Below are 25631 nucleotides of genomic sequence, written 5' to 3' on the forward strand. Positions count from 1 at the left end.
CATTCCGTTCCGGCTACCGCCGCCGGGCCAGGTCGGCGGCGCCGACCATGCCGGCCGAGTTGCCCAGCTCCGCCGGGCGGATCTCGGCCACCGGGATCTTGGCACGCGCGGCCAGGGCGTCCATGAAGGATCGCCGGGTGGGCCCCATCAGCAGGTCACCGGCCTCCACCACCCCGCCCCCGACGACCAGCACCTGTGGATCGAGAATCTGCGCCATGTCCGCCAGACCGATGCCGAGCCAGTGCCCGATCTGGGCGAACGCGGTGGCCGAGACCGGGTCGCCGGAGCGGGCGGCGGCGGTCACCATCGGCCCGCTGACCGCCTCGACGTCACCGCCGGCCAGATCGAGCAGGATGGTGGCTCGGGCCGGCTCCTGCCGTGCACCGGCACGGGCGAACCTGACCAGGGCGTTGCCGCTCGCGTACTGCTCGATGCAGCCGAGCCGGCCACAGCCGCAGAGGTGCCCCTCCGGCACCGAGAGCATGTGCCCGAGTTCGGCGGCGATGCCGTGCGCGCCCCGCAACAGTTCGCCACCGAGCACGATGCCACCGCCGACACCGGTACCGATGGTGAAGAGCACCATCGAGTCGTCGGCGTCCCGGGCGGCGCCGTACCGGAACTCGGCCCAGGCCGCGACGTTGGCGTCGTTCTCGACGATCACGGGCAGGCCCACGGCGTTGCCGACGTAGTCGCGCAGCGGCTCGTCCCGCCAGGCGATGTTCGGGGCGAAGAGCACCGTCGACCGGTCGGCGTCGATCCAGCCGGCGGCACCGATGCCCACCGCCGCCACCTCGTGCTCGGCCGCCAACTCCTTGACGACCTCGACGATCACGTCCCGGGTCCGCGCGACGTCGTCGGCCGGGGTGTCCCGGCGCAGCTGTGCCCGCACCTCACCCTCGACGTCGACGACCCCGGCGGCCACCTTGGTGCCCCCGACGTCGACTCCGATGGTCAGCGTCACCGAGCCGCTCCCCTCTGCCACACCGCACCCCTGCGGTCACTGTCCGCCACTGCCGCCGTACCGTGCCGCCCGTTCCGCGGCCACCGGCGGCCCCGTCCCGGCGGTCAGCCGCCCTCGCCGGGTCCGGCCTGCTCACCGGGACCGCTACCGACCGGTCCCTCCGGGGTCCGCGCCGCGGGTACCGGTGGTCGTCCGGTGGCCGGCGGCCCGGTGGGCCGGGCCGGCTCCGTCCCGGCCGGGGTCGCCCGGTCCGGACCGGCGGCCGCCCCCGTCTCCCGGGAACCGGCCTCGGCACGGGTGGCGGCCGCCCAGACGTCGTCCGGCTCGTCCGCCGGCCACGAATCATGCCTGGTACGGGTCGCCTCGCGCCACACGGCGTCACGCTCCGGGCCGGACCCGCCGGTAGGGCCGGTGTCGGCGGTCACCCGGCCGGTCCCCGACGCGCTCCCGTCCGCCGCCGGTCGGGCCTGGTCACCGGCACCCTCCTGCCGGCCAGCACCCTCCTGCCGGCCGGGACTCTTCTCCAGGCCGGGACCGGCGCGGCCGCCGCTGGAACTGGTGACCGAGGAGAGGGCACGCAGCAGGCTCGCCACCCCGGCAGCGAAGTCGCCCGCGCCGGTGGCCAGCCGCTCGACGAGATCCGGACTCGGGTCGCGCAGCGCCGCGATCGACCGGCAGACCGGGCAGACACAGCATTCGGGATCACCGGTGGCGAAACCGGCGGCGAACCCCGCTCCCGCCGGCTCGGACCGGCCGGCATCGGACCGGCCGGCATCGGGCTGGGCTGCCTCGCGCTGGGCTGCCTCGCGCTGGGCTGCCTCGCGCTGGGCTGCCTCGCGCTGGGCGGGCTCGGGTTGGACGGGCTCGGGCACGGTGCGCTCGGGTCCGCTCGACTCCGGCCGGCTCGACTCCGGCCGGCTCGACGGCGGTACGCCGCCGGCCTGGCCCAGAACGTCGGAGAGCACCTGGCCGAGCGGGCCGAACGCGCCGGCCCGGTCCCGCGCCTCCGACGCCGCCGAACGGGCCATCGCGAGCGCGGCGGCGACCAGCCGCTCGGCCTCCTCCCGGGCAGAACCCGGATCGGTCGCCCGTCCGGACGAACCGCTGTCTACCATGATCCGCTCCCTCTACGCCGGTCCGGCTCCCTTCATAGTCTCCACGCGCCGCTTGAGCTGCGTCAGCGCGGCATCCATGATCATCTTCTCTGCCTTGCGCCGGAACATCCCCAGCATGCCGACCGACAACTCGACCTCCAGGGTGTAGGTCACCGTCGACGTGCCGTCCCCGTTGTCCTCGATGTCGTACGACCCGTTCTGGACCTTCTGCATGCGGGAAGGCTCCACCAGGTGCCACTCGATCCGGGAGATGTCCTCGGCATACTCGTACGCCAGGGTGTACTCGTCGGTCATCACGGAGGCGTCGAGCACGAACCGGACCCTGGCGGGATAGCCGTCCTCGTACTCCTCGACCACCTCCACCCGCTTGACCGCGTCGGTCCACTCCGGGTAGCGCGGAAAATCACAGATCACCGCCGTCACCTGGGCCGGCGGCGCGGCGATGACGATCGACTGGGTGGAGGAATCCGCCATGTCCGGGAGGCTACCCCGCGCCGGGGCGGATCCGGCCGACCATCTCGACCTGTTCGTGCCCGGTCGACCACCTGCTCGGGCGGACCGGACCGGTCGAAGGTAGGTTGCGGATAGCCCGACCGGCCGACATCGGCGGGGTCGACGCGAGCACGAGATCGAACGAGCACAAGGTCGAACGAGCACAAGGTCGAACGAGCACGAGGTCGAACGAGCACGAGGGAGTGCAGGTGCGCGAGTTCTCGGTCCCCCCGGAGGTCACCGTCGGCGACGCTGCCAACCTCACCGACCCGGTCTGGGACAACGCCGAGGAGGCCCCCGACAGCGTGCAGTTCGTCCGTCGGGCCGTCGACGCGGCCGGACGGCAGGACGGCTGGACCGACGTGACCTGCCGGCAGTTCCGCGACGAGGTGGTCGCGGTGGCCCGAGGGCTGGTCGCCGCCGGAATCAACCCGGGCGACCGGGTCGGGCTGATGTGCCGGACCCGGTACGAGTGGACCCTGGTCGACTACGCCATCTGGACGGCCGGCGGTGTGCCGGTGCCGATCTACGACACCTCCAGCCCGGAGCAGGTCGCCTGGATCCTCTCCGACTCCGGCGCGGTCGCCTGCGTGCTGGAGACCAACGGGCACGCGATGGCGCTGGCCGGGGTGCGGGACCGGCTGCCCGGCCTGGAGCACGTCTGGCAGATCGAGGTCGGCGGCCTCGACGAGCTGGTCTCGCTCGGCGAGCGGGTCGACCCGGCAGAGGTCGACCTGCGGCGCAAGGCGGTCAAGGCCGGCGACATCGCCACCATCATCTACACCAGCGGCACCACCGGCCGCCCCAAGGGCTGTGTGCTGACCCACCGGAACATGCTCTCCGACATCTGCAACGCCATCCCGGTGCTGCCGAACCTGTTCAACGAGGGCGCGTCGACGCTGCTCTTCCTGCCGCTGGCGCACTCGTTCGCCCGGCTGATCCAGATCGGCACGGTGCGGGCCCGGGCCACCGTGGCGCACAGCGTCGACGTGAAGAAGCTGGTCGACGAGTTGAAAGAGTTCCGGCCGACCTTCGTGCTCTCGGTCCCCCGGGTCTTCGAGAAGGTCTACACCGGGGCGGTGCAGAAGGCGAACGACGAGGGCAAGGGCAAGATCTTCGCCAGTGCGGAGCAGGTGGCGATCGCGTACAGCCAGGCCCTGGACACGCCGTCCGGGCCGAGCCTGGGGCTGCGGCTGCGGCACCGGGTCTTCGACCGGCTGGTCTACCGCAAGCTACGGGCCGCGCTCGGCGGACGCTGCCGCAACGCGATCTCCGGCGGAGCACCGCTCGGCGCCCGGCTCGGGCACTTCTTCCGGGGCGTCGGGGTGCTGGTCTACGAGGGGTACGGGCTGACCGAGACCTCCCCGGCGGTGGCGGTGAACCTGCCCGGCGCGACCCGGATCGGTACGGTCGGCCGCCCCCTGCCCGGCGTGACGATCCGGATCGCCGACGACGGTGAGATCCTGATCAAGGGGGACGTGGTCTTTCAGGGCTACTGGAACAACCCGGAGGCGACCGCCGAGGTGCTCACCCCGGACGGCTGGTTCCACAGCGGTGACCTCGGTGAGCTCGACAGCGACGGATACCTCTGCATCACCGGGCGGAAGAAGGAGATCATCGTCACGGCGAGCGGCAAGAACGTCGCCCCGACCGTGCTGGAGGACCGGATCCGGGCGCACCGGCTGGTCAGCCAGTGCATGGTGGTCGGCGACCGCCGCCCCTTCGTCGCCGCGCTGGTCACCATCGACGAGGAGGTCCTGCCGGGCTGGTTGCGCGAGCACGGCCGCCCGGAGAACACCCCGGTCGGAGAGCTCCGGGACGACCCGCAGCTACGCGCCGAGATCCAGACCGCCGTGGACGAGGCCAACCAGGCGGTGTCCCGGGCCGAGTCGATCAAGCAGTTCCGGATCCTGCCCCGCGACTTCGCCGAGGCCACCGGCGAGCTGACTCCGTCGATGAAGGTCAAGCGGAGCGTCGTGGAGAAGACATACTCGGCGGAAATCGCCGGGATATACGGCGACTGACTACCATCCGTCAGGTGCCCGCCTCGACCTCCGCCCTCCCCCGCCCCCACCCGCTCGCGGCGGCGGCCAGGGTCGTCATGCTCGCGCTCGTCGCGGTGCTGACCCTGATCGCCACCAGGGAACCGGGGCAGCTCCGCTGGGTCGCCCTGCTCGCCGTCGCCGGCGTCCCGGCGGTGGTCGCCCCCGGGCACCGGCTGCTGGCCCCGCTGGGCCGGTTCGCCGAGGTCGTGCTGGTGGGACTGGCCGCCGGCCAGGTCGCCGCGGCAGCGAACATCGGTACGCCGATGCCGGGTGTGGGAGCGTCGGCCATCCTGCCCTATCTGGCCGTACCGCTCACCGTGGCGGCGTTGCAGCGGCGTACCCGGGAGGGTGTCGGGCTGATCGTGGTCGCTGCCGCCACCCTGGTGTTCAGCGGCCTCTTCACCGGCGGCGGCGACGGGCCGCAGATCGGTCAGGTCGGATATCTGACGGTGGCGGCCCAGTGGGTGATCCTGGCCGCGCTGGGCCTCTTCGCGGCGGGCTCGCTGCAGCGGATCATCCATGCCCGGGGCGAGAACAAGCCGCCGCCGTACACCGAGGCGACCCGGCTACTGACCCAGTTGCGCAGCGTCGCGAGGCAGCTGCCGGGGGCCACCCTCGATCCGGGCAGCATCTCGGAGCACCTGATCGAGGAGCTGCGCGGCGTCGCCCGGGCGGACCGGGCGGCGGTCCTCTCCGCCAGCGGTGGCGGCCGGCTCGTCGTGCTCGCCCAGGCCGGGGTGGAGCGGGTCGACTGGGAGACGACGCTGGACGCCGACTCGGCGATCGCGGACGCCTGGGCCAGTCAGCAGCCGCAGACGGCACACCGGTCGCAGGCCCGGTCACATCCCGGTGGGGAGGTGTCGGCACTGGTCGTACCGCTGGTCGCCGGGGTCCGGACGGTCGGCCTGGTCACCCTGGAGGCCGATGTCGCCGCCGCCTACCCGCCGCCGGTGGTGGCCCAGGTCACCGCGATCACCGGCCCTGCGGCACTGCGTCTGGAGGCGGCGCTGCTCTTCGACGAGGTACGGTCGCTCGCCACCAACGAGGAGCGGCAGCGGCTCGCCCGGGAGATCCACGACGGGGTGGCCCAGGAACTGGTGATGGTCGGCTACGGCATCGACAACGCCCTGGCCAGTCTCCCGGAGGAGGCCAAGGAGACCGCCGAGGAGCTGCGTACGCTGCGCGGCGAGGTGACCCGGGTCATCACCGAGCTGCGACTGAGCCTCTTCGAGCTGCGCAGCGAGGTCGACCGGCACGGTGGGCTCGCCGCCGCCATCGCCGAGTACGCCCGCACCGTCGGCGCCTCCGCCGGGCTGCGGGTGCACTACACCCTCGACGAGTCGACCGCCCGACTGCCGGCCGCCACCGAGGCGGAGTTGCTGCGCATCGCGCAGGAGGCGATCACCAACGCCCGCAAGCACGCCGGCGCGTCGAACCTCTGGGTCACCTGTGCCGTGGATCCCCCATTCGCCCAGATTGAAGTGTCGGATGATGGTCAGGGCATCGCTGACCAGCGCCCCGATGGCAGGTATGGTCTTGCGATCATGGCGGAGAGGGCGGAACGTATCCGGGGCCGGCTAGAGATCAGTCCGCGACACCCCAGCGGCACGACGGTGGCAGTGGTGCTCGGAGGCTCGCCCCGGCGCGATAACGTGCGCGGTAGCGTCACCGCATCAGAAGGGGAGTAACCCGAGCATGACCACCAGCCCCACGCCGACCACTCGGACCAAGGTCCTGCTCGTCGACGATCACGACCTGATCCGCAAGGGCCTACGGCACGCGTTCGAGCGGGACCGGCAGTTCGAGGTCGTCGGCGAGGCCGCCACCGCTGCCGAGGGGGTACGGCAGGCCGGCGCCCTGCAACCCGATGTAGTGATCATGGATCTGCGCCTTCCCGACGGCAGCGGGTTGGAGGCGACCCGGGCGCTGCGCAAGTCCAGCGCCACCATGGGGATCGTCGTGCTCACCATGTACGCGGGCGACGACCAGCTCTTCGGCGCCCTGGAGGCGGGCGCGAGCGCGTTCGTCCCGAAGACCGCGCCCGCCGACGAGGTCGTCGCCGCCGCCCGGCACGCCGCTTCCTCCCCGAGCGCGTTCACCGCCGCCGACCTCGCCGAGGCGATGAAGCGCCGGCTCGCTCCGTCCGGCCCGCAGCTCTCCCCCCGGGAGGGTCAGGTGCTGCGCCTGCTGGCCGACGGGATGAGTGTTGCCGGCATCGCCAAGCAGCTCTTCGTCAGCGAGTCGACGGCGAAGACGCACATCTCCAAGCTCTACGAGAAGCTCGGCGCGGCCAACCGGGCCCAGGCCCTGATGACCGCCCTCCGGCTCGGCCTGCTCGAAGCGCCGGACGCCCCGAAGTTCTGACCGTCGACCGGCCTCCCGGCCGGCCGGGAGGCCAGCAGACGCCACCGCTGGCGCCCCGGTGCGCGCCCGGCGCCGCTCGACCGGCCGTATGACCGGCGCCAGGCGACCCGCCGCGCGACCGCGCCAGGCGACCCACCGCGCGACCGGCACCAGGCGACCCGCCGCGCGACCGGCACCAGGCGACCCGCCGTGCGACCGGTGTCGGTCGGCAGTTCCGGGGGGGACCGCCAGCCGGGCTTCGGTCAGCCCGTCAGGAGTTCCGTCATCCGCCCGGCCTGCCGCTCCCAGCGCCACTCCCGCTCCACCCACGCGCGTCCGGCGGCGCCCATCCGACGGGCCAGTTCCGGATCGGCGAGCAGGACGCTGAGCCGGTCGGCGAGCCGCCCGGCATCACGGCCGTCGACGACGTAGCCGGTCTCGCCCTCCCGGACCGCGTCCGGGGCACCGCCGGAGTCACCGGCCACCACCGGCAGCCCGGTCGCGGACGCCTCCAGATAGACGATGCCCAGGCCCTCGACGTCCAGACCGCCGTTGCGGGTCCGGCACGGCATCGCATAGACGTCGCCGGCCGCGTAGTACGCCGGCAGCGCGGCGGTCGGCACCGAGCCGGTGAAAACCACGTCGGCCGCGACGCCCACCCGCCGGGCCAGCTTCTCCAGCGCCCTGCGATACGGCCCGCCGCCCACCACCAGCAGCGCGGCTCCCGGCACCCGGCGACGGACTTCCGGCAGGACCCGGATCAGTGCGTCCTGCCCCTTCCGCGGCACCAGCCGGGAGACGCAGACCACCACCGGCCGGTCGGTCAGGCCGTGCCGGGCGCGGATCTCGGAGCCGTCCACGTCCGGGTGGTAGACGTCGACGTCCACCCCCGGGGCGAGCCGGCGCAGCTCGGTGCGGCCCCGCAGCACCCGGTCCAGCCGCACCCGGGTGTATTCCCCCAGGTAGGTGGTGACGTCGATGCCGTCGCCGATCCGGCGCAGCGCCGAGCGGGCGCCCGGCAGCGCCGCCCAGCCGACCTCGTGACCGTGGGTCTGGGCCACCGCCCGGTCAATCCCGGCCCGGCGGCGCAGCCCGGCGGCGAGCAGCCCCAGCGGGGCCGCCGCGCCGAACCAGACGGTGTCGCAGTCGTAGGCGCGGGCCAACTCCGCCGCCCGACGCGCCACCCGCCGGGTCGGCAGCAGCAGCTCGGTCGACTCCCGGATTACCTCGAACGGCTGGTCGGCGTCGAACTTGTCGGCGCCGGGCCAGGTGGAGGCGTACACGACTATCGACCCGGTCGGCTGCCGGACCGCGAGGGCGTGCACGAACGACTGGATGCCGCCAGGACGCGGTGGGAAGTCGTTGGTGACGAGCAGCGTCCTGGTCAACCGCCAGCTCCTCGGGCGTACGCGCGGGCAGCGGCCATGCGCTCGACGGTCGATGGGTGACTCGCCCGGTAGAGGTACTCCCACCGGGGCGGGTCGGGATCGGCGAGGTTGACCGCCGAGAGCCGGCGCTGCATCGCCTCGAAGGCCGCCGGGTCCCGGGTCAGTGCCAGCGCGTGTGCGTCCGCCCGCGCCTCCACCTGCCGGGAGACCCAGGCCTGGACCGGCGTCGCCAGCAGACCCGCCACGGTGACCAGCGCCAGCAGCAGCGCGAACGCGCGTGGCTCGGCTACCGAGCCGACCCCGGCGGCCCGCAGAAGTCCGCCCGACGAGCCGAGCAGATAGAGCGCGACGACGGCAGCGGCGGCGCCGAGGGCACCGGTCAGGGTGCCGGTCAGCACGTCCCGGTCCTTGGCGTGCCCCAGCTCGTGCGCGACCACCGCGGCCACCTCGGCGGATGGCGCCTCGCGCAGCAGGGTGTCGTAGACGACGATCCGGCGGGTGGGACCGAACCCGGAAACGTACGCGTTGACCGCCCGGGTCCGGCGCGAGGCGTCGGCGACCAGCACGTCCTTCACCGGTACGCCGTCGGCGTCGGCGAGCGCCAGCAACTCGGTGCGGAGCGGCCCTGGCTCCATCGGGGTGAACCGGTTGAAGATCGGCTCCACCAGCACGGGCAGTATGAACGAGAGGAGCGTGACCAACAGCGCGGCGCCGGCCGCACCGAAGGCCCACCACCACCTCGGTGCCAGCCGGGTCACGGTGTAGAAGCCGAGCAGGGCCACCGCGCCGATCACGGCGCTGACCGCGTACGACTTGAGCAGGTCGACCGTCCACCCGCCCCAGCCCTGGGTGGAGAGCCCGTAGCGGGCCACCACCGCGTGCCGCCAGGCCGCGAACGGCAGGGTGACCAGGTCGGCGACCAGCACCACCGCCAGACCACCGAGCACGGCCTGGGCGATCCAGTGATCTCCGAACGGGCGGCCGACCAGTCCGACGAGCTTCGCGCCGAGCGGTGTGAGGCCGAGCAGCAGCGCGACGGCCAGCCCGACGGCGAGCGCGGCGTAACCGCCCGGCCGCAGGGCGGCGGCGAAGGCCCGCCCCCTGGCCACCTGTGCCGGATCGAGGTCGTCGAGTGCGGCGAGCTGATCGGCGCGGGGCGCGGGCGGCCGGTGCCACGGCACCAGCAGCGCCGTCGCGGTGACGAGCAGCAGCACGAGGGCGACGAGGGTCAGCCCGGCCCAGGCACGTGGCGTCATGCGGTGGCCCGCACCCGCTCTGTCATCCGCTCCGCCCTCCGCACACCCGATCGCGCCGCCACCGACCCGATCGCGCCGCCAATCCTATGCCCGGGTCGTCCGTCGGGCAGTTGGGGCGGGCCCGGCAGCGTCCCGTCCCCGTGGCCCCGCCGGATGGTGATCCGTCAGGCGACCCGCCTGCGCCGACGGTTGCCCAGCCGGGTCGGTGCCGAAACCGGGGCGTCCAGGATCTCGACGTCGAAGCCGGCCCGGGTGAAGACCTCGATCGCGTGCATCTCGTCGGCCGCCAGGGCGGCCTGCCCGGGTGCCTGGTCCAGCAGTGCGCTGACCAGACACCCGGAACAGGCCGCCGTGCCCCGGCGGAGGGTGCAACTGTCGCAGTCGATGAGCACGTGCCCTCCTCGAGCAGCGGTGACGATGGCTGTCGTGACTCGACCACCGTCCGTTACATCGGACCCTAGAACAGGGGTACGACAAAACCACCGTTGCCCACCATTGCCGCGACAAATGATCAAGCCGGACGAAGCAGCCGGCGCCGGGTGCAGCCCGGTTAAGCGGGGGCCCTTCCTATGCAGAAAGCGATAAGCGGGGGCCCTTCCTTACAGGCTAGGAGCGGGCGAGGCGGCGGAGCAGGGAGTCCGCGCCGAGCGGGTAGGCGCCGTGCCGGCGTACGCCGTCGGCGACCTCGCGGTCGGAGGAGACCACCACGATCGGTCGGCCCGGCGGCTCGGCCCGGACCAGCCGGCGGATCAGGTCGTCGGCGGTCTCCCCCTTGCGGGAGAAGAGCACGCGTACGCCACGGGGTGACGGTGGTAGCCCGTGCATCCGTTCGGCACCGTCGAAGACGACCGTCACCTCGTCACCGGTCTGCGCCGCGATGCCGCCGAGACCGGTGATCAGCCGCTTCCGCTGCTGCTCCAGGGACATGTCGCCGAACCCGCGCTTGGTGACGTTGTAGCCGTCGACCATCAGGTGCGCCCGGGGCAGTGCCAGCAACTGGTCCAGCCGGGCCGGGTCGTCGGCGTCCAGGGCGCGGGCCGAGGTTGCCGCGGCCGGGTGCTCGGCGAACGCGTCCGCGACGTAGTCGGCCGGCAGCCGGTCGGCGGGGTCGAGGGCGAGTTCCCGGCGCAGCCCTACGGCGGCCCGACCGATCGTCTCCAGCAGCAGCCAGAGCCGGGCGTCGTCGACCGAGCGGGCCTCCTTCGCCGTCTGCCGGACCGCGCCCGCCGCCGCCTCGGCCTCGGCCAGCCGGGCCCGCACCCGGCGCAGCTCCGCCTCGTGGTCGGCCGCCGCCCGGGCGGCCCGCCCCTTCTCGGTGGCGAGCAACTCGGCCGCCCGCCGGTGTTGGGCCTGCGCCTCCCGGAGCGTGCGGCCCAGCACCCGGTTCTCCTCTCGGAGCTGGCCCAGCTCCTCCCGGAGCCGGGCCACCTCGTCGCGCAGCTTGTCGGCCTCCACCTTCGCCACCGCGCGGTCGTGCTCGGCCCGGGTGGCGCGCTGTTCGGCCTCGCGGACCAGTTCGGCGACGATCGCGCTGTCCACCTCGGCCCGGACCGCCGCACCCGCGTTCTCGACCAGGTCACGCCAGCCCGCCGGCCGGGTCAGGTAGGCGAGCGCGGCGACCTCGACCGGGTCGGCGGCGGCCGGGCTGCCGCCGGAGACCACCACGGAACCGAGTTCGCCGACCTCGGCGAGCACCCGGCTGGCCACCCGCTGCCGGAAGAGCGGGTCGGCGGCGAGCTGGGTGGCGATCGGCCCGCCGCCGAGCCGGGCCCGACGGTTCGGCGCGAACTTGGCGACCCGGCGCAGCGGCGGCGGCACCTCCTCGACGGGCAGCGTCGGCAGCGCCGTCGCGGCCAGGCTGACGATCCGGGTCCTGACCGGCTCCGGCAACGTCGGCTCCGGCTCCCGATCGGCCGGCTCCCGATCGGCCGGCTCCCGATCGGCCGGCTCCCGATCGGCCGGCTCCCGATCGGCCGGCTCCCGATCGGCCGGCTCCGGCACGTCGTCGGCGACGACGGCCGCGGCCGGGTCGACGGCGCCGCTGGCAGGCTCGGGGCCGCCGGGGTCGCCGGCGCGTCCGGGGTCGCCGGCACGCTCGGGACGTGCGGGCTGCGCCGCCTCTTCGCGGAGGCGGTCGTCGGACGGTTCGGCGCGGGCCATGTCGCCAGTCTCCCACCGACACCCTCCCGATTGCCGAACGGCTCAGATGATCTCGCCCCGACGGCCCCCGGTAACGACTGGTACGGATGATGCGGAAGTGTCGTACGTGCCGCCTAGCCTGCCCGCCGTGGTCCCACCTCAATATGTCCAGGGCACGCTGGACGGCCTGCCGGGCGGCGTTTCCGGCGCGGACGGCTGGCCCGACGAGGCGACGTCGCTGCGCCGGACGACCTTCGTGGTGCTCGACCTGGAGACCACCGGAGGAGCCCCGGACGGCGGCGGGATCACCGAGATCGGCGCGGTCAAGGTGTGCGGCGGCGAGGAGCTGGGCGTGCTCGGCACCCTGGTCAACCCGGGCGAGCCGATCCCGCCGTTCATCACGGTGCTGACCGGGATCACCCAGGCGATGCTGCTGCCGGCACCGCCGATCGAGGAGGTGCTGCCAAGCGTGCTGGAGTTCCTCCGGGGTGCGGTGCTGGTCGCGCACAACGCCCCCTACGACGTGGGCTTTCTCAAGGCGGCCTGCGCCCGGCACGGCTACACCTGGCCGAACCCCCGGGTGCTGGACACCGCGGCGCTGGCCCGCCGGGTGCTCACCCGCGACGAGGTGCCCAACCGCAAGCTCGGCACGCTGGCGGCCTACTTCCGCACCCCGCACCAGCCGACGCACCGGGCGCTCGCCGACGCGCGCGCCACGGTCGACGTGCTGCACGGGCTGATCGCCCGCCTCGGCGGGCACCGGGTGGAGACCCTCGGCGACGCGATCGAGTTCGCCAGGGCGGTCACCCCGACCCAGCGCCGCAAGCGGCACCTGGCCGACGGGCTGCCGAAGGTGCCGGGCGTCTACATCTTCCGGGCCGCCGACGACCGGCCGCTCTACGTCGGCACCTCCGGCGACATCGCCACCCGGGTCCGCAGCTACTTCACCGCCTCGGAGAAGCGGGCCAGGATCTCGGAGATGCTGGCCGCCGCCGAGCGGGTCGAGGCGGTCGAGTGCGCCCATCCGCTGGAGGCCGAGGTGCGCGAGCTGCGGCTGATCGCGGCGCACGCGCCGCCGTACAACCGCCGGTCGAAATATCCGGAGCGGGCGGTCTGGCTCAAGCTGACCTCGGAGCCGTACCCACGACTGTCGCTGGTCCGGTCGCTCGGGCCGGAGGACGAGACCTATCTGGGTCCGTTCAGCTCGCGCCGCTCGGCCGAACTCGCCGCGGCCGGGGTGCACGACGCGGTGCCGCTGCGCCAGTGCACGCCCCGGCTCTCGGTGCGGACGACCAGCCCGGCGTGCGCCCTGGCCGAGCTGGACCGCTGCCCGGCACCCTGCGAACACCGGATCTCCGTCGAGGAGTACGCGGCCCGCGCGGTCGGGCCGGTCCGGTCCGCCCTGGCCGACGACCCGCAGGTGCTGGTCGAGGCGCTGCTGTCCCGGATCGGCGTGCTGGCCGACGCGCGCCGCTACGAGGAGGCGGCGGTGGTGCGGAGCCGGCTGGCCGCGGTGCTCCGGGCCACCGTCCGGATGCAACGCCTGGTCGGGCTGACCCGGATCGGCGAGCTGGCCGCCGCCCGCCGGGCCGCGGACGGTGGTTGGGAGATCGCCGTGATCCGGCACGGCCGGCTGGCCGGGGCCGGCACCGCCGCACCGGGCACACCGCCCCGGAGGGTCCTCGAGCTGGTCCGGGCGACCGCCGAGACGGTGCCTCCCGGACACGGGCCGGTCCCCAGTGCCTCCGCCGAGGAGTCCGAACGCATCCTGTCCTGGTTGGAACGACCCGACACGCGGTTGGTGGAGACATCCACCGGTTGGGCCTCTCCGGCCAGGGGTGCGGCCCGGTTCCGTGACCTGCTGGCTCGGGCCGAGGCGGCGTCGACGCACCAAGTACCGACCGAACGCACATGAGCAAGTAACCGATCGGACGACCTTCACTCCTTTAGGCTGTTAGAGAAGTGCAGTCCTGCCCGATTTCGGGGCTTGCGTTCGCGTCGCCATGCCGGCGCGGGCCGCCGGCGCCGGCTCGCGGCGGTGAGTGAGGAGGTGGCTCCGCGTGGACCTCGACGCCGGCCACGGCGCCGCCCTCGGGAGCGCCCGCCCGACGGAGATCACGCTGAGCAGGCGGCTGCGCTCGTTGCTGTCCTGGCAGTCGGGTGAGGACGATCCGGTGACCGACCTGGTCCGGGCCCACCGCACCGTGCATCCCAATGCCGACGTCGCGGTGCTGCGCCGCAGCTACGCCATTGCCGAGAGCATGCACCGGGGGCAGTTCCGCAAGAGCGGCGACCCCTACATCACCCATCCGCTGGCGGTGGCGCAGATCTGCGCCGAGCTGGGCATGGACACCGTGACCCTGGTGGCCGCGCTGCTGCACGACACGGTCGAGGACACCCGCTACACCCTCCAGGCACTCACCGGTGACTTCGGACGCGAGGTGGCGCACCTGGTCGACGGGGTGACCAAGTTCGACAAGGCGTTCTACGGCAAGGCCGCCGAGGCCGAGACGATCCGCAAGATGATCGTCGCGGCCGGCAAGGACGTCCGGGTGCTGATCATCAAGCTCGCGGACCGGCTGCACAACATGCGTACCCTCGACGCCCGCTCGCTCGCCTCCCGGGCCCGGATCGCCCGGGCCACCCAGGAGGTGCTGGTCCCGCTCTGCGACCGGCTCGGCATCCAGGCGCTCAAGCGCGACCTGGACGACGTGGTGCTGCGCCACCTCGAACCGGAGGCGTACGCCCGGATAGACGAGTACGTCACGAACCGGCCGGCCTGGGCCGACTACCTCGAGAACGTGATGGGCCAGGCCAAGGTGGTGCTCCGGCGGGACAAGATCGTCTCTACCGTCCGGCGGCGGGACCGGCACTACTACTCGATCTGGAAGGACACCGTCGCCCGGGACCACGCCGTCCCGTTCGACCTGCCCCGGATCGTGATCGTGGTGGAGGGTCCGGACACCGACTGCTACGCCGCGCTCGGCACGATCCACGCGCTCTGGCGACCGGTCGCCGGGCGGTTCAAGGACTACATCGCCGCCCCGAAGAACAACCTCTACCGGTCGCTGCACACCACCGTGATCGGGCCGGGCGAGCGGACCGTCGAGGTGTTGATCCGGACCAAGGCGATGGACCGCTCCGCCGAGTACGGCATCGCCGCCGACTTCCGCTATCCCACGCCGGGCGCCGACGCCGGGCACAGCGCCGAACATCTCGACTGGTTGCAGCGGGTGCTCAACTGGGAGCGGGACACCGCCGACCCGGCGCAGTTTCTCCAGTCGCTCCGTTGCGACCTCGCCGAGACCCAGATCCAGGTCTTCGCCGAGGGCCGGCAGGTGGTCCTTCCCGCCGGTTCCACCCCGGTCGACCTCGCCTACGAGCTGGGTCCGCACCGGGGCGACCACTGCCTCGCCGCCAAAATCAACGGCCGGCTGGCGCCGCTCTCCTCCGAGTTGGAGGAGGGTGACGTGATCGAGATCTTCGGCGAGACCGACGCGCAGAGCGAGTTCGACCTGACGGTCGCGCAACCGGGGCCGCGCCGAGAGTGGCTCCGCTTCGTCAAGTCGCCGCACGCGCAGATGCAGATCAACCGCTATTTCGCCGAGCACCAGGAGCCGGCGATCTCGATCGCCGACAAGGTCCGGCTCGGCCGGGCCACGATCGGGCTGGCGCTGCGCAAGCACAACCGCGGGCTCGCCAACGACCTGCCGCTGCGCCGGCTCGCCGAGGCGCAGGGCTACCCCGACCTGGAAACCCTGCTGGTCGCCGTGGTCGACCGGACGGTCGAGCCGGACACGGTGGTCGAGCAGTTGATCGCGATGGTGGACCACCAGGAGGAGTGACCGGCCGTGCCCCGGGTCACCCGCCGGGTCGGTACGCCCTCTAGCCTGGCTCGGTGACTTCCCGCCGCTCGCCGGCCCGCGCCGTCGGCTACAAGATCTTCTATCGCCTGCCCATCGGGTTGCGCCGCCAGTTGGTCCGGCTGGCGGTGCCGAAGTACATCGTCGGCGCGGTCACCCTGGTCCACGACGCCGAGGCGGAGGCGCCGGGCCGGATCCTGCTGCTGCGCCAGCCCCCGGGTCGCGGCTGGACACTGCCGGCCGGGCTGCTCCAGCGCCGCGAGCCACCGCTGGTCGGCGCGGCCCGGGAACTGCACGAGGAGACCGGGATCGACCTGCCGCTGACGGAGTTCCGGCCGGCGGTGCCCAATGCCGTCGTACACCTGCGGGGTTGGGTCGACATGGTCTTCGAGGTGCGGATCCCGGCGTCCCGCACCGAGCTGGTGGTCGACGGCGCCGAGGTCTACGAGGCCGCCTGGCACCGGCTGGACGAACTGCCCCGGCTGACCACCGCCACCGCCCGGTTGCTCGGCAACTACCGGATCGGCCCCCTCGCCGAGACGGATCCGGCCGACGGCCCCCCGCCGTCGTGACCGGACCCACCACCGCCGCGACTCCGGACCGGGATCCGGGTGGGGTCGAGGTCTGTGCCGTGGTACTGGCCGCCGGGGAAGGGCGCCGGCTGCGCCCGCTCACCGGGCACCTGCCGAAGGCGCTCTGTCCGGTGGGGAACGTGCCGCTACTGGACCGGGCTCTGGCCCGGGTCTCGGCGCTCGGCTTCGCCACCCCGGCGACGGTGGCGGTGAACGCCTGCTACCTCGGCGACCAGGTGGTCCGGCACGTTGCCGGTCGGGCCCGGCTCTCGGTCGAGCCCGGCAGCCCACTCGGCACCTCCGGCGGGGTGGCCAAGCTGCGGGACTGGATCGACGGCCGGGGCGTACTCGTCGGAAACGCCGACGCCTATCTCGCCGCGCCCGGCACGCCGCCCGGCCCGGACGTCGCCGCGCTACTCGACGGCTGGGACGGCACGAGCGTACGGCTGCTCGGCCAGCCGGTCGCCGGGCCGGCCCGCCCCGGCGACTTCGGCCGGCACCGCTTCGCCGGCTTCTCGCTGCTGCCCTGGGCCCGGGTCCGTGACCTGCCGGCCGAACCGGCGGAGCTGGTCCGCACCGTGTGGCGCCCGGCCGAGGCGGCCGGTGCGCTGGAGGTGGTCGAGTTCTCCGGCCGGTACCTCGACACCGGCACCCCCGCCGACTACCTGGCGGCGAACCTGCACGCCGCGTGTGGCGGCAGTCTGGTCGACCCGACCGCCGAGGTGACCGGCGCGCACCGGATGGCGGTGGTCGGTGCCGGCGCCGTGGTCCGGGGCACCCTGGACCGCTGCGTGGTCTGGCCCGGCGGCCGGGTACGCCCCGACGAGCACCTGACCGACGCGATCCGGGTCGGCGAGGCCCTGACCGTCTCCGCGCGACCGCCCTCCGCACCGGTCCGGTAGCCGCCACCTCTAGCATGAGCGGGCAGCCGCAACGCGGCATCCGACCTTCGTCCGGCGCGGGGTGCGCCAGCGAGCACGTCGACGAGAGGAGTCTTCGGTGATCACCGCGATCGTCCTGATCGACTGCGCCACCGACTCGATCCCCGAGGTTGCCGAGACGCTGGCCGCGCTGCCCGGCGTCAGCGAGGTCTACTCGGTCGCCGGCCACGTCGACCTGATCGCCGTGGTCCGGGTCCGCGAGTTCGACCAGATCGCCGAGGTGATCGCCGGCGGCATCTCGAAGGTGGAGGGCGTGCTCGGCACCGAGTCGCACATCGCCTTCCGGGCGTACTCCCAGCACGACCTGGAGGAGGCGTTCGCGATCGGCCTCGCCGACGCCGACTGAGGCGCCCCGTCGACCACCTGCGCCCCGCCGTCACCCGGTGACTCCGGCTCGGGGACGCCGACGGGTCCCCCGGCGCGGTGGCCGGAGGACCCGTCATGCCGCCTGGCGGCGACCGGTCAACTGATGGTCGGGCTCGGCGTGCCCGTGCCGCCCGGCGACGGAGCACCGGAGCTGACCCCCGGACTCGGCGCCACCGTGGTGCCGCCCGGGATCGGTACGCCCATGCTCTGCGCGAGCGCCACCAGCGCGTTGTGGTGCGCCTGGAGCACCGGCGCCGCCTGCTGCGCCACCTGCTTGGCCGACGGGTCCGAGCCCTGCGTCAGCTCGGCCTGCACCACCTGCATCGCCTGGGTGTGCGCGGTCAACTGCGACGTGATCCACTGAGTGTCGAAGTCCGCACCCGAGACGTTCTGCAACTGGTTGATGACCGCCTGCTGCTCGTTGGTCATCTTGTTCGGCAGCTGGAACGATGCCGCCGACGCGACGTTCTGCACCTTCTGGTCGAGCTGCGTGTGATCCGTCACGAACCGGCCGCCGAGGTTCTTGACCTCCTGGTTCGCCCCCTTCTGCTTGGCCAGGTTGCCCGCCGCGATCTCGAAGAGATTCACCTGGTGTATCGCCTGCAGGAACTGTCTGTCCTGCGCCGAGAGCGAAGCGGACGGCGTGGCCGAGGGTGTCCCCGACGGCTGCGCCGCCGCCGCGGCGGTGTACGCGGCGCCGGCCGGTACGAGGCCGAGCAGCGCCATCGAGACGATCACACCCAACCTTTTGACGACCAACATGTTTGTTCCCCCCTCCGGTCGTTGAACTTCGGGGGTACCCGGTTGTCCGGTGGACACGCGGCCTGACGGCAGCCGAGATCGGTCGACTGCCGTAGGCTCCCGCCACCCGGACGTCCGGCTCCGCCCGCCGGGGCGTTAGGCGATCGATTTTCCGGGTACCCCGGAGCCGGCGGCCGTGTCGGCCGCCGGAAGGCGCCGGAGGGTGAGGGCTACGACTCGTCGGCCCTGGCGGTCTTGGCGACATCGACCCAGGCGTCGAGGGTGCGGGAGGCGGCGCCCGAGTCGATCGACTCGGCCGCCCTGGCCAGACCGTCCCGCATCGCCGGCAGCAGCCCACCGGGGAACCCGGCCTGCGCGGCGAGGGCCGCGGCGGCGTTGACCAGCACCGCGTCCCGGACCGGCCCCGGCTCGCCGGCGAGCAGTCGCCGGGTCACCTCGGCGTTGTAGGCGGCGTCGCCACCACGCAGATCGCCCGGGGCCGAACGGGACACGCCGAGGTCGGTCGCGTCGGCGACGCTCTCGGTGACCTGGCCCTGGTGTGCGATCCAGAGCCGGGTCGGCGCGGCGGTGCTGAACTCGTCGAGGCCGTCCTCACCCCGCATCACCAGCACCGCGTCGCCACGCCGGGCGAAGACCTCGGCCACCACCGGAGCCATCCGGGGGTCGAAGCAGCCGACGGCGCCGGAGCGGGGCCGGGCCGGGTTGGTCAGCGGGCCGAGGAAGTTGAAGACCGTCGGCACCCCCATCTCCCGCCGGGGTACCGCGGTGTGCCGCATCCCGGCGTGGAACCGGGCGGCGAAGCAGAAGCCGATCCCGACCTCGGTCACGCACCGGGCCACCCCGACCGGCCCCAGGTCGAGCGGGAGGCCGAGGAATTCGAGCAGGTCCGCCGCGCCGCACGAGGAGGAGGAGGCCCGGTTGCCGTGCTTGACGACGCGTACGCCGGCCCCGGCCACCACCATCGCGGTCATGGTGGAGATGTTGACGGTGTGCGCCCGGTCGCCACCGGTGCCGACCACGTCGACGGCCTCGGCCCGCAGCGGCTCCGAGAGCTCCACCAGGGTGGCCCGGCTCAGCATCGTCTCGACCAGGCCGGCCAGCTCGGCCGCTGTCTCGCCCTTGGCGCGCAGCGCCGTGGCGAACCCGGCGATCTGGACCGGGGTCGCGGACCCCGACATGATCTCGCCCATCGCCCAGGCGGTGTCGGCGGTGGAGAGTTCCTCGGCACGCAGCAGCGCGGCGAGGAGGTTGGGCCAGGTCCGTTCCCCCATGCGGGCCTCCCGGGCGGGGCGGGTGGTTGGCGGTGTGCGGTGGTGTGTGGGAACCCCGGAGCCCGGAGCGGAGCCGGGCCCCCAGGAGCCGGGGCCCTAGGAGGGCGCGTTCGCCCCCCGGGCGCGGCCGTGCAGCAGCCCGGCCACGGTCTGGCCGGCGGCCACCGGGTCGAGCGGATGCACCAGGGTGGCCTCGACCTGGGCGTAGGCCGCGAGCCAGCGGTCGGCGGCCCGGGCGATCACCAGGCAGGCCGGCGGGGCGTCGTCCCGCTCGTCCTTGATCTGCCGGGCGATGGCGAGGCCGCCGGTCGGGGTCGCCTCGCCGTCGAGGAGCAGCAGGTCGATCTCGTACTCGTCGAGCAGCCGGATGCACTCGTCGAAGTCGGCGGCCTCGACGAACTCCACGGAGAGGTCGGCCGCCGGGCGGGTACCGACGGCAAGCCGCATCCGGTCCCGGACCTGCGGGTCGTCGCTGTAGAGCAGGACGGTGTATTGACGATCGCTCATCGCTCGCTGGGCTCCCACCTCGTAGCTGCCCGCCGATCGTACCGGTCGGCTCCGGCGCCCGATCGGCCCGCCCGTCCCCGGGGACGGCCGCGCCCAGATCCCGGGACATCGGGTACGCCGGTCGGCGCCGCCCGGTCCGGCCGTCACACCGCGCTGCCGGCGGCGCGCTGCCGGGCCTCCTCGCGGTCCAGTTCCCGGTCGACCCGGCGGGCCTCCCGCTCCGACTGCCGGACCCACTGCACCAGCAGCACGGCGATCATGGTGACGCTGACGAACTCGCCGCCGGCCCAGAGGATGCCGCCGGCGACCCTCTGGTCGTCCCACGGGTCGGACCAGGGCAGGGCCAGCGACGGGTACCAGTCGCCACCGAAGAGCGTGCTGCTCTGCATGACGGTGAGCCCGAGCACGGTGTGGAACGGCACCGAGAGCACCATCAGCAGGCCCCGGGCCGGATAGGGCCAGCGGCCCGGCAGCGGGTCGAGCCCGACCAGTGGCCAGAAGAAGAGGCAGCCGGTGAGGATGAAGTGCGCGTGCACCAGCTCGTGACCGAACGGGTTCTCCAGGGTCCACCGGTAGAGCCCGGAGAAGTAGAGCACGAACGGGTTCACCACGAAGATCGCGTAGGCGTAGAGCGGGAAGGTGACCACCTTCGCCACCCGGCTGTGCAGCACCGCGAGCAGCCGGCGCCGGGGTGCCCCGCGGAGGGTGCGCAGCGCCAGCGTCACCGGGGCGCCCAGGGCGAGGAAGATCGGCGCCACCATCGAGAGCACCATGTGCTGGACCATGTGCACCGAGAGCAGGGTGGTGTCGTACGCGCCCAGCCCGGAGAGCGTCACCGCGGCGATGCCGCCCAGCCCCGGCCCGAGGAAGAGCACCGTGCGCAGCACCGGCCAGGCGTCGCCACGCACCCGCAGCCGGTGTACGCCGTAGAGGTAGCAGCCGGCGGCGAGCACCAGGACGACGGCGAGCCAGCTGTTCAGCGTGCTCTCGGTGAAGATCGCGGAGACGGTGAACGGCGTCGTCTCGGTGCCCCCCGCGGCCAGGACGGCCGGGGTGGCGGACACACCGGTGACGGCGCCGGATTCGAGGTACGGCACGTTTTCAGGCTAGGCCAGTCGCACCGGGCGGGGCGCCGCGACCCCGTCCGACGAGGCAGTTGGGCCACCCCGACGATGGCCGATGCCGCTCAGGGGCAATAATGACCGCGTGACTGCGGCCTCAGCCATTGACAAGAGCCGGATCCACTCGCTGACCCGACCCAACATGGTCAGCGTCGGGACGATCGTGTGGCTCTCGAGTGAACTCATGTTCTTCGCGGCGTTGTTCGCGATGTACTTCTCCATCCGGGCGGCGGCGCCCGAGCTGTGGGAGAAGCACACCGAGGTGCTCAACATCCCGTACGCGACCACGTTCACGGTGATCCTGGTGCTCTCCTCGATCACCTGCCAGATCGGGGTCTTCGCCGCCGAGCGGGGCGACGTGCACGCGCTGCGCCGCTGGTTCACGATCACGTTCCTGATGGGTCTGGTCTTCGTCCTGGGCCAGCTCAACGAGTACCGCACGCTGGTACACGAGGGCGTGAAGATCAACGGAGACGGGTACGGGTCGGTCTTCTACCTGACCACCGGCTTCCACGCACTGCACGTGACCGGCGGCCTGGTCGCCTTCATCATCTTCATGATCCGGACCACCATGGGCCGGTTCACCCCGGCGCAGGCCACCTCGGCGATCGTCGTCTCCTACTACTGGCACTTCGTCGACGTGGTCTGGATCGCGCTCTACGGCATGATCTACTGGCTCCGATGATCTTGGAGTTGTCACACTCCGCCCCGATGCCCCGTCCCTGAGACAAGGTCGAGAAAACCCGTTAAGGACACAGGCCATGACTTCTGACACCCCCGGCGGCGACCGCTCCCGCGGGCTGCTCTCGCGGCTGCGCCGCGCGCGGTCGAGGCCGCGCGGCAAGGCCCGCCGTCGACTGGGCGCCACGGTCCGGCTGCTGGCCGCGCTCACCCTGGCCGGCGGCGCCTACACCGTCTTCGCGCCGGGCCTCGCGGCGCAGGACACCCCGCAGTTCAGCTCGGCGGCGCAGGAGGGCAAGGCGCTCTTCGACACGAGCTGCCTGACCTGCCACGGCCGCAACGCGCAGGGCGTCGAGGGGCGCGGGCCCAGCCTGGTCGGCGTCGGCGCCGCCTCGGTGGAGTTCCAGGTGGGGACCGGCCGGATGCCGCTGGCCCGCCAGGAGGCCCAGGCCGAGCAGAAGCCGCAGGTCTTCACCGACGACCAGATCACCCAGATGGCCCAGTACATCCAGGAACTCGGCGGCGGGCCGCAGCTGCCCGAGGGTGACGACCTGCACCGCGACGGGGATCCGGCCGAGGGCGGCCGGCTGTTCCGGATCAACTGCTCCGCCTGCCACACCTTCGGCGGCGGTGGCGGCGCGCTCTCCTCCGGCAAGTTCGCCCCCAACCTCACGGCCGCGACCGACCGGCAGATCTACGCCGCGATGCTGACCGGTCCGCAGAACATGCCGGTCTTCGGTGACAACCAGCTGCGGCCGGAGCAGAAGGCCGACATCATCGCGTACGTCCAGGAGACACTGGCCGAGGACCGCGATCCCGGTGGCCTGAACCTGGGCCGGCTCGGTCCGTCCACCGAGGGGTTGGCGATCTTCCTGGTCGGCATGGTCGCGCTGGTCTTCGCTGCGCTCTGGATTGCGGGGAAGTCATGAGCACTCGTACCGACGGAGACACGCACACCACCGCCGGCGAGCCGATCGACGTGAACGACCCGCAGGTCTCGCGCTTCGACATCGTCCGGGAGGGCGCCCGACGCGACGACATCGAGATCGTCCACTACGAGCCGCAGTTCCCGGTCCCGGGCACCAGGGCCGAGCGCCGGCTCTCCCGGGTCATCACGATGATGTTCCTGCTGGTCGGACTCTTCTCGACCGCGTTCGTGGTGGCGTACATCTGGTGGCCCTGGGAATACGAGCCGGGCACCGGCGCCGGCAAGCTCTACACCCCGATCCTCGGCCTGACCCTCGGGCTGGCGCTGCTGCTGATCGGCGTCGGCATCCTGGCCTGGGGCAAGAAGCTGCTGCCCAAGGAGGTGTCGATCCAGGATCGGCACGTCGAGCCGGACAGCGACGAGGAACGCAGGATCACCGGTAACACGCTGCTCTACATGGCCGACGAGATAGGCGTACGCCGCCGCCCGCTGCTCGGCGTCTCGCTGCTGGCCGGTCTGGCCCCGGTCGGCGCGGTCGCCGCGGCACCGCTGATCGGCGGGCTCATCGAGCAGCCGCACAAGAACAACCAGTACTTCACCACCGGCTGGCATCCGCAGGACGGTCGGCGGATCCACCTGACCCACCACGACGGCGTCCCGGTACGCCCCGAGGACATCAGCCCCGGTGGGCAGATCACCGCCTTCCCCGGCATCCCGGGCGGCGCCACCAACGAGCACGCCGACTCCCCCATCCTGCTGATCCACCTCCGCGAGAGCGACGCGCAGGAGGCGAGGTCGGCGAACCTGCGGGACGGCAGGCAGGACTTCATGTGGGGCAACTACATCGCCTACTCGAAGATCTGCACGCACGCCGGCTGCCCGGCCAGCCTCTACGAGCAGCAGACGAACCGGCTGCTCTGCCCCTGCCACCAGTCCCAGTTCCTGATCACCGACAACGCCCGCCCGATCTTCGGACCCGCGAGCCGGCGGCTTCCTCAGCTTCCCCTGGCCGTTGAGGAAGGCTTCTTCGTCGCGCAGTCCGACTTCACCGAGACCGTCGGGCCCGACTTCTGGGAGCGGCCATGAAGCGTCGTAGGTTCGACCTGGCAGCGGCGCCGGGCAAGGCGGCCCGGGAGGTCGACGACCGGCTCCAGGTGAACACCCCGCTGCGGTCCCTGCTCAACAAGGTCTTCCCGGACCACTGGTCCTTCCTGCTCGGCGAGATCGCGCTCTTCTCCTTCATCGTGCTGCTGCTGACCGGTGTCTACCTGACGCTCTTCTTCGAGCCGTCGATGCGGGAGGTCAGCTACGACGGCAGCTACCGGCCGTTGCAGGGCGTGCACATGTCCGCCGCGTACGCCTCCTCCCTGGACATCTCGTTCGACATCCGCGGCGGCCTGATCATGCGGCAGATGCACCACTGGGCGGCGCTGCTCTTCATGGCGTCGATCATCGTGCACATGATGCGGATCTTCTTCACCGGAGCGTTCCGCAAGCCGCGCGAGCTGAACTGGATGATCGGCTATCTGCTCTTCTGGGTCGGCTTCCTGGCCGGGTTCACCGGATACTCGCTGCCGGACGACGGCCTCTCCGGCACCGGCCTGCGGATCGCCTCGGCGATCATGCTCTCGATCCCGGTGATCGGCACCTGGGTCACCACGGCGATCTTCTCCGGTGAGTTCCCGGGCGAGATCATCATCAGCCGGTTCTTCATCGCGCACGTGCTGCTGATCCCGGCCCTGCTGGTCGGCCTGATCAGCGCGCACCTCGGGCTGGTCTTCAAGCAGAAGCACACCCAGTGGCCCGGCCCCGGCCGGACCAACACGAACGTGGTCGGCGAACGGATGTTCCCGCGTTACGCTCTCAAGCAGGGCGGCTTCTTCATGGTCGTCTTCGCGGTGATCGCGCTGCTCGGCGGGCTCGCCCAGATCAACCCGATCTGGCTCTTCGGCCCCTACGAGGCGGCCGTGGTCTCCGCGGCCAGCCAGCCCGACTGGTACGTCATGTTCCTGGACGGGTCGACCCGGCTGATGCCACCGTGGGAGATCAACATCCCGATCGGCGACGGTTACGTCATCCCGCCGCTCTTCTGGCCCACCGTGGTGCTGCCCGGCCTGATGACCGTGATCCCGATCTTCTATCCCTTCATCGAGGCCCGGCTGAACCGGGACCGGGCGATCCACAACCTGCTCCAGCGCCCGCGTGACGTGCCCGGCCGGACCGCCCTCGGCGCGATGGCGGTGTCGTTCTGGCTCGTGCTGACGCTCTCCGGCGCCAACGACGTGATCGCGGAGAAGTTCTACATCAGCCTCAACGCGATGACCTGGGCCGGCCGGATCGGCCTGATCGTCGTCCCGCCGCTGGCCTACTACCTCACCTACCGGCTCTGCCTGGGCTTCCAGCAGCACGACCGGGAAGTGCTGGCGCACGGCGTCGAGACCGGCATCATCCGGCGGCTCCCGAACGGGCAGTTCGTCGAGATCCACCAGCCGCTCGCTCCGACCGACGAGCACGGCCACAGCGAACTGGAGTACGTCGGCTGGGTGGTGCCGAAGAAGATGAACCGGCTCGGCGCGCTCGGCCCGGCGATCCGGGGCTTCTTCTACCCGATCGAGAAGCCGGCCGAGGCGCCGGTCTCACCCGGCCACCCCCCGGTGGAGCCCCACCCCGACCGCAAGGAAATCAGCACCAACCGCTGAACGTGCAAGGAAGGGCCCCCTCTTATCGCATTTTGCATAGGAAGGGGCCCTTCTTAACACTCGGGATCCGCCAGCGAACGTGTCGCGTCGCGGCTGAGACGGAACGAGGCGCGCTCGCACCGGTCGCGGCAGAAGATGCCCGCCGTTCGACCGCGCGCCGGCCGCCAGACGGAGTCTTCAC

General features: G+C 72.5%; 23 protein-coding genes. 12 read left to right on the forward strand and 11 right to left on the reverse strand.

The genetic code is table 11. The features are described 5' to 3' along the window. Positions 1-13 precede the first annotated feature (13 nt). The 3 genes from ACN27G_RS20525 to ACN27G_RS20535 all read right to left on the reverse strand — a co-directional run bounded on the left by ACN27G_RS20525 (position 14) and on the right by ACN27G_RS20535 (position 2550). A complete protein-coding gene (locus ACN27G_RS20525; RefSeq protein WP_421494395.1) occupies positions 14-961 on the reverse strand; it encodes an ROK family glucokinase in 948 nt (315 codons plus the stop codon). Positions 962-1065: 104 nt separating this feature from the next. Further along, positions 1066-1833 carry a hypothetical protein gene (locus tag ACN27G_RS20530; protein ID WP_421497402.1) on the reverse strand — a complete coding sequence of 256 codons (768 nt, stop codon included), beginning with the start codon at positions 1831-1833 and terminating at the stop codon, positions 1066-1068. A gap of 255 nt (positions 1834-2088) precedes the next feature. Beyond that, complete coding sequence (locus tag ACN27G_RS20535) at positions 2089-2550, reverse strand: SRPBCC family protein (RefSeq protein ID WP_421494396.1); 462 nt, start codon at positions 2548-2550, stop codon at positions 2089-2091. A gap of 227 nt (positions 2551-2777) precedes the next feature. On the opposite strand from ACN27G_RS20535, the gene ACN27G_RS20540 reads away from it, so the two are divergent. From ACN27G_RS20540 to ACN27G_RS20550, 3 genes are read left to right on the forward strand one after another with little or no spacing between them, the layout of a single operon-like run. Next, positions 2778-4592 (forward strand): AMP-dependent synthetase/ligase, encoded by a 1815-nt coding sequence (locus ACN27G_RS20540; protein WP_421494397.1) that lies wholly within the window; start codon positions 2778-2780, stop codon positions 4590-4592. Between the two features lie 14 nt (positions 4593-4606). Beyond that, positions 4607-6301 carry a GAF domain-containing sensor histidine kinase gene (locus ACN27G_RS20545; RefSeq protein WP_421494398.1) on the forward strand — a complete coding sequence of 565 codons (1695 nt, stop codon included), beginning with the start codon at positions 4607-4609 and terminating at the stop codon, positions 6299-6301. A 7-nt stretch (positions 6302-6308) separates the two neighbouring features. Further along, positions 6309-6977: a response regulator transcription factor gene (locus tag ACN27G_RS20550; protein WP_130460771.1), complete on the forward strand. Its 669-nt coding sequence runs from the start codon at positions 6309-6311 to the stop codon at positions 6975-6977. A gap of 242 nt (positions 6978-7219) precedes the next feature. On the opposite strand, the gene ACN27G_RS20555 is transcribed toward ACN27G_RS20550, so the two are convergent. From ACN27G_RS20555 to ACN27G_RS20570, 4 genes are all read right to left on the reverse strand, one after another. Then, positions 7220-8344 (reverse strand): glycosyltransferase family 4 protein, encoded by a 1125-nt coding sequence (locus ACN27G_RS20555; protein WP_421494399.1) that lies wholly within the window; start codon positions 8342-8344, stop codon positions 7220-7222. After that, a complete protein-coding gene (locus ACN27G_RS20560; RefSeq protein WP_421494400.1) occupies positions 8341-9600 on the reverse strand; it encodes a M48 family metallopeptidase in 1260 nt (419 codons plus the stop codon). The genes ACN27G_RS20555 and ACN27G_RS20560 overlap by 4 nt, the downstream gene beginning before the upstream one ends. A 164-nt stretch (positions 9601-9764) precedes the next feature. Next, complete coding sequence (locus ACN27G_RS20565; protein WP_421494401.1) at positions 9765-9992, reverse strand: hypothetical protein; 228 nt, start codon at positions 9990-9992, stop codon at positions 9765-9767. Between the two features lie 214 nt (positions 9993-10206). Next, complete coding sequence (locus ACN27G_RS20570) at positions 10207-11760, reverse strand: NYN domain-containing protein (RefSeq protein WP_421494402.1); 1554 nt, start codon at positions 11758-11760, stop codon at positions 10207-10209. A gap of 127 nt (positions 11761-11887) precedes the next feature. On the opposite strand from ACN27G_RS20570, the gene ACN27G_RS20575 reads away from it, so the two are divergent. The 5 genes from ACN27G_RS20575 to ACN27G_RS20595 all read left to right on the forward strand — a co-directional run bounded on the left by ACN27G_RS20575 (position 11888) and on the right by ACN27G_RS20595 (position 17461). Next, entirely contained in the window at positions 11888-13654 is a 1767-nt protein-coding gene (locus ACN27G_RS20575; RefSeq protein WP_421494403.1) for a DEDD exonuclease domain-containing protein, read from the forward strand. 145 nt (positions 13655-13799) lie between these two features. Further along, positions 13800-15584 (forward strand): RelA/SpoT family protein, encoded by a 1785-nt coding sequence (locus ACN27G_RS20580; protein WP_421494404.1) that lies wholly within the window; start codon positions 13800-13802, stop codon positions 15582-15584. A 53-nt stretch (positions 15585-15637) separates the two neighbouring features. Further along, the gene (locus tag ACN27G_RS20585) at positions 15638-16174 is read left to right on the forward strand and encodes an NUDIX hydrolase (protein WP_421494405.1); all 537 of its coding nucleotides are present in this window, start codon (positions 15638-15640) and stop codon (positions 16172-16174) included. Continuing rightward, positions 16171-17076: a nucleotidyltransferase family protein gene (locus ACN27G_RS20590; RefSeq protein WP_421494406.1), complete on the forward strand. Its 906-nt coding sequence runs from the start codon at positions 16171-16173 to the stop codon at positions 17074-17076. The genes ACN27G_RS20585 and ACN27G_RS20590 overlap by 4 nt, the downstream gene beginning before the upstream one ends. A 97-nt stretch (positions 17077-17173) precedes the next feature. Next, a complete protein-coding gene (locus tag ACN27G_RS20595) occupies positions 17174-17461 on the forward strand; it encodes an Lrp/AsnC family transcriptional regulator (RefSeq protein ID WP_421494407.1) in 288 nt (95 codons plus the stop codon). 116 nt (positions 17462-17577) lie between these two features. On the opposite strand, the gene ACN27G_RS20600 is transcribed toward ACN27G_RS20595, so the two are convergent. From ACN27G_RS20600 to ACN27G_RS20615, 4 genes are all read right to left on the reverse strand, one after another. Next, the gene (locus tag ACN27G_RS20600; RefSeq protein WP_421494408.1) at positions 17578-18243 is read right to left on the reverse strand and encodes a DUF4142 domain-containing protein; all 666 of its coding nucleotides are present in this window, start codon (positions 18241-18243) and stop codon (positions 17578-17580) included. 209 nt (positions 18244-18452) lie between these two features. Continuing rightward, positions 18453-19514: an anthranilate phosphoribosyltransferase gene (trpD, locus tag ACN27G_RS20605; protein ID WP_421494409.1), complete on the reverse strand. Its 1062-nt coding sequence runs from the start codon at positions 19512-19514 to the stop codon at positions 18453-18455. A gap of 96 nt (positions 19515-19610) precedes the next feature. Further along, a complete protein-coding gene (locus tag ACN27G_RS20610) occupies positions 19611-20021 on the reverse strand; it encodes a hypothetical protein (protein ID WP_421494410.1) in 411 nt (136 codons plus the stop codon). A 143-nt stretch (positions 20022-20164) separates the two neighbouring features. Continuing rightward, positions 20165-21118, reverse strand: coding sequence for a cytochrome c oxidase assembly protein (locus ACN27G_RS20615; protein WP_421494411.1), 954 nt, complete (start codon positions 21116-21118; stop codon positions 20165-20167). Positions 21119-21227: 109 nt separating this feature from the next. Here ACN27G_RS20615 and ACN27G_RS20620 point away from each other — a divergent pair, with 109 nt between their 5' ends. The 4 genes from ACN27G_RS20620 (at position 21228) to ACN27G_RS20635 (ending at position 25450) form a co-directional block, all read left to right on the forward strand. Continuing rightward, on the forward strand, positions 21228-21827 hold the full coding sequence (locus ACN27G_RS20620) for a cytochrome c oxidase subunit 3 (RefSeq protein WP_421494412.1): 600 nt from the start codon (positions 21228-21230) through the stop codon (positions 21825-21827). 76 nt (positions 21828-21903) lie between these two features. Further along, positions 21904-22752, forward strand: a complete 849-nt coding sequence (locus tag ACN27G_RS20625; protein WP_421494413.1) for a cytochrome c — start codon at positions 21904-21906, stop codon at positions 22750-22752. Further along, a complete protein-coding gene (locus ACN27G_RS20630) occupies positions 22749-23837 on the forward strand; it encodes a ubiquinol-cytochrome c reductase iron-sulfur subunit (protein WP_421494414.1) in 1089 nt (362 codons plus the stop codon). The genes ACN27G_RS20625 and ACN27G_RS20630 overlap by 4 nt, the downstream gene beginning before the upstream one ends. Further along, the gene (locus ACN27G_RS20635; protein ID WP_421494415.1) at positions 23834-25450 is read left to right on the forward strand and encodes a cytochrome b; all 1617 of its coding nucleotides are present in this window, start codon (positions 23834-23836) and stop codon (positions 25448-25450) included. Before ACN27G_RS20630 ends, ACN27G_RS20635 begins: the two co-directional genes overlap by 4 nt. Positions 25451-25631: the final 181 nt, after the last annotated feature.

The sequence above is a fragment of the Plantactinospora sp. WMMB334 genome, assembly GCF_049179095.1.
Classification (GTDB): Bacteria; Actinomycetota; Actinomycetes; order Mycobacteriales; family Micromonosporaceae; genus Plantactinospora.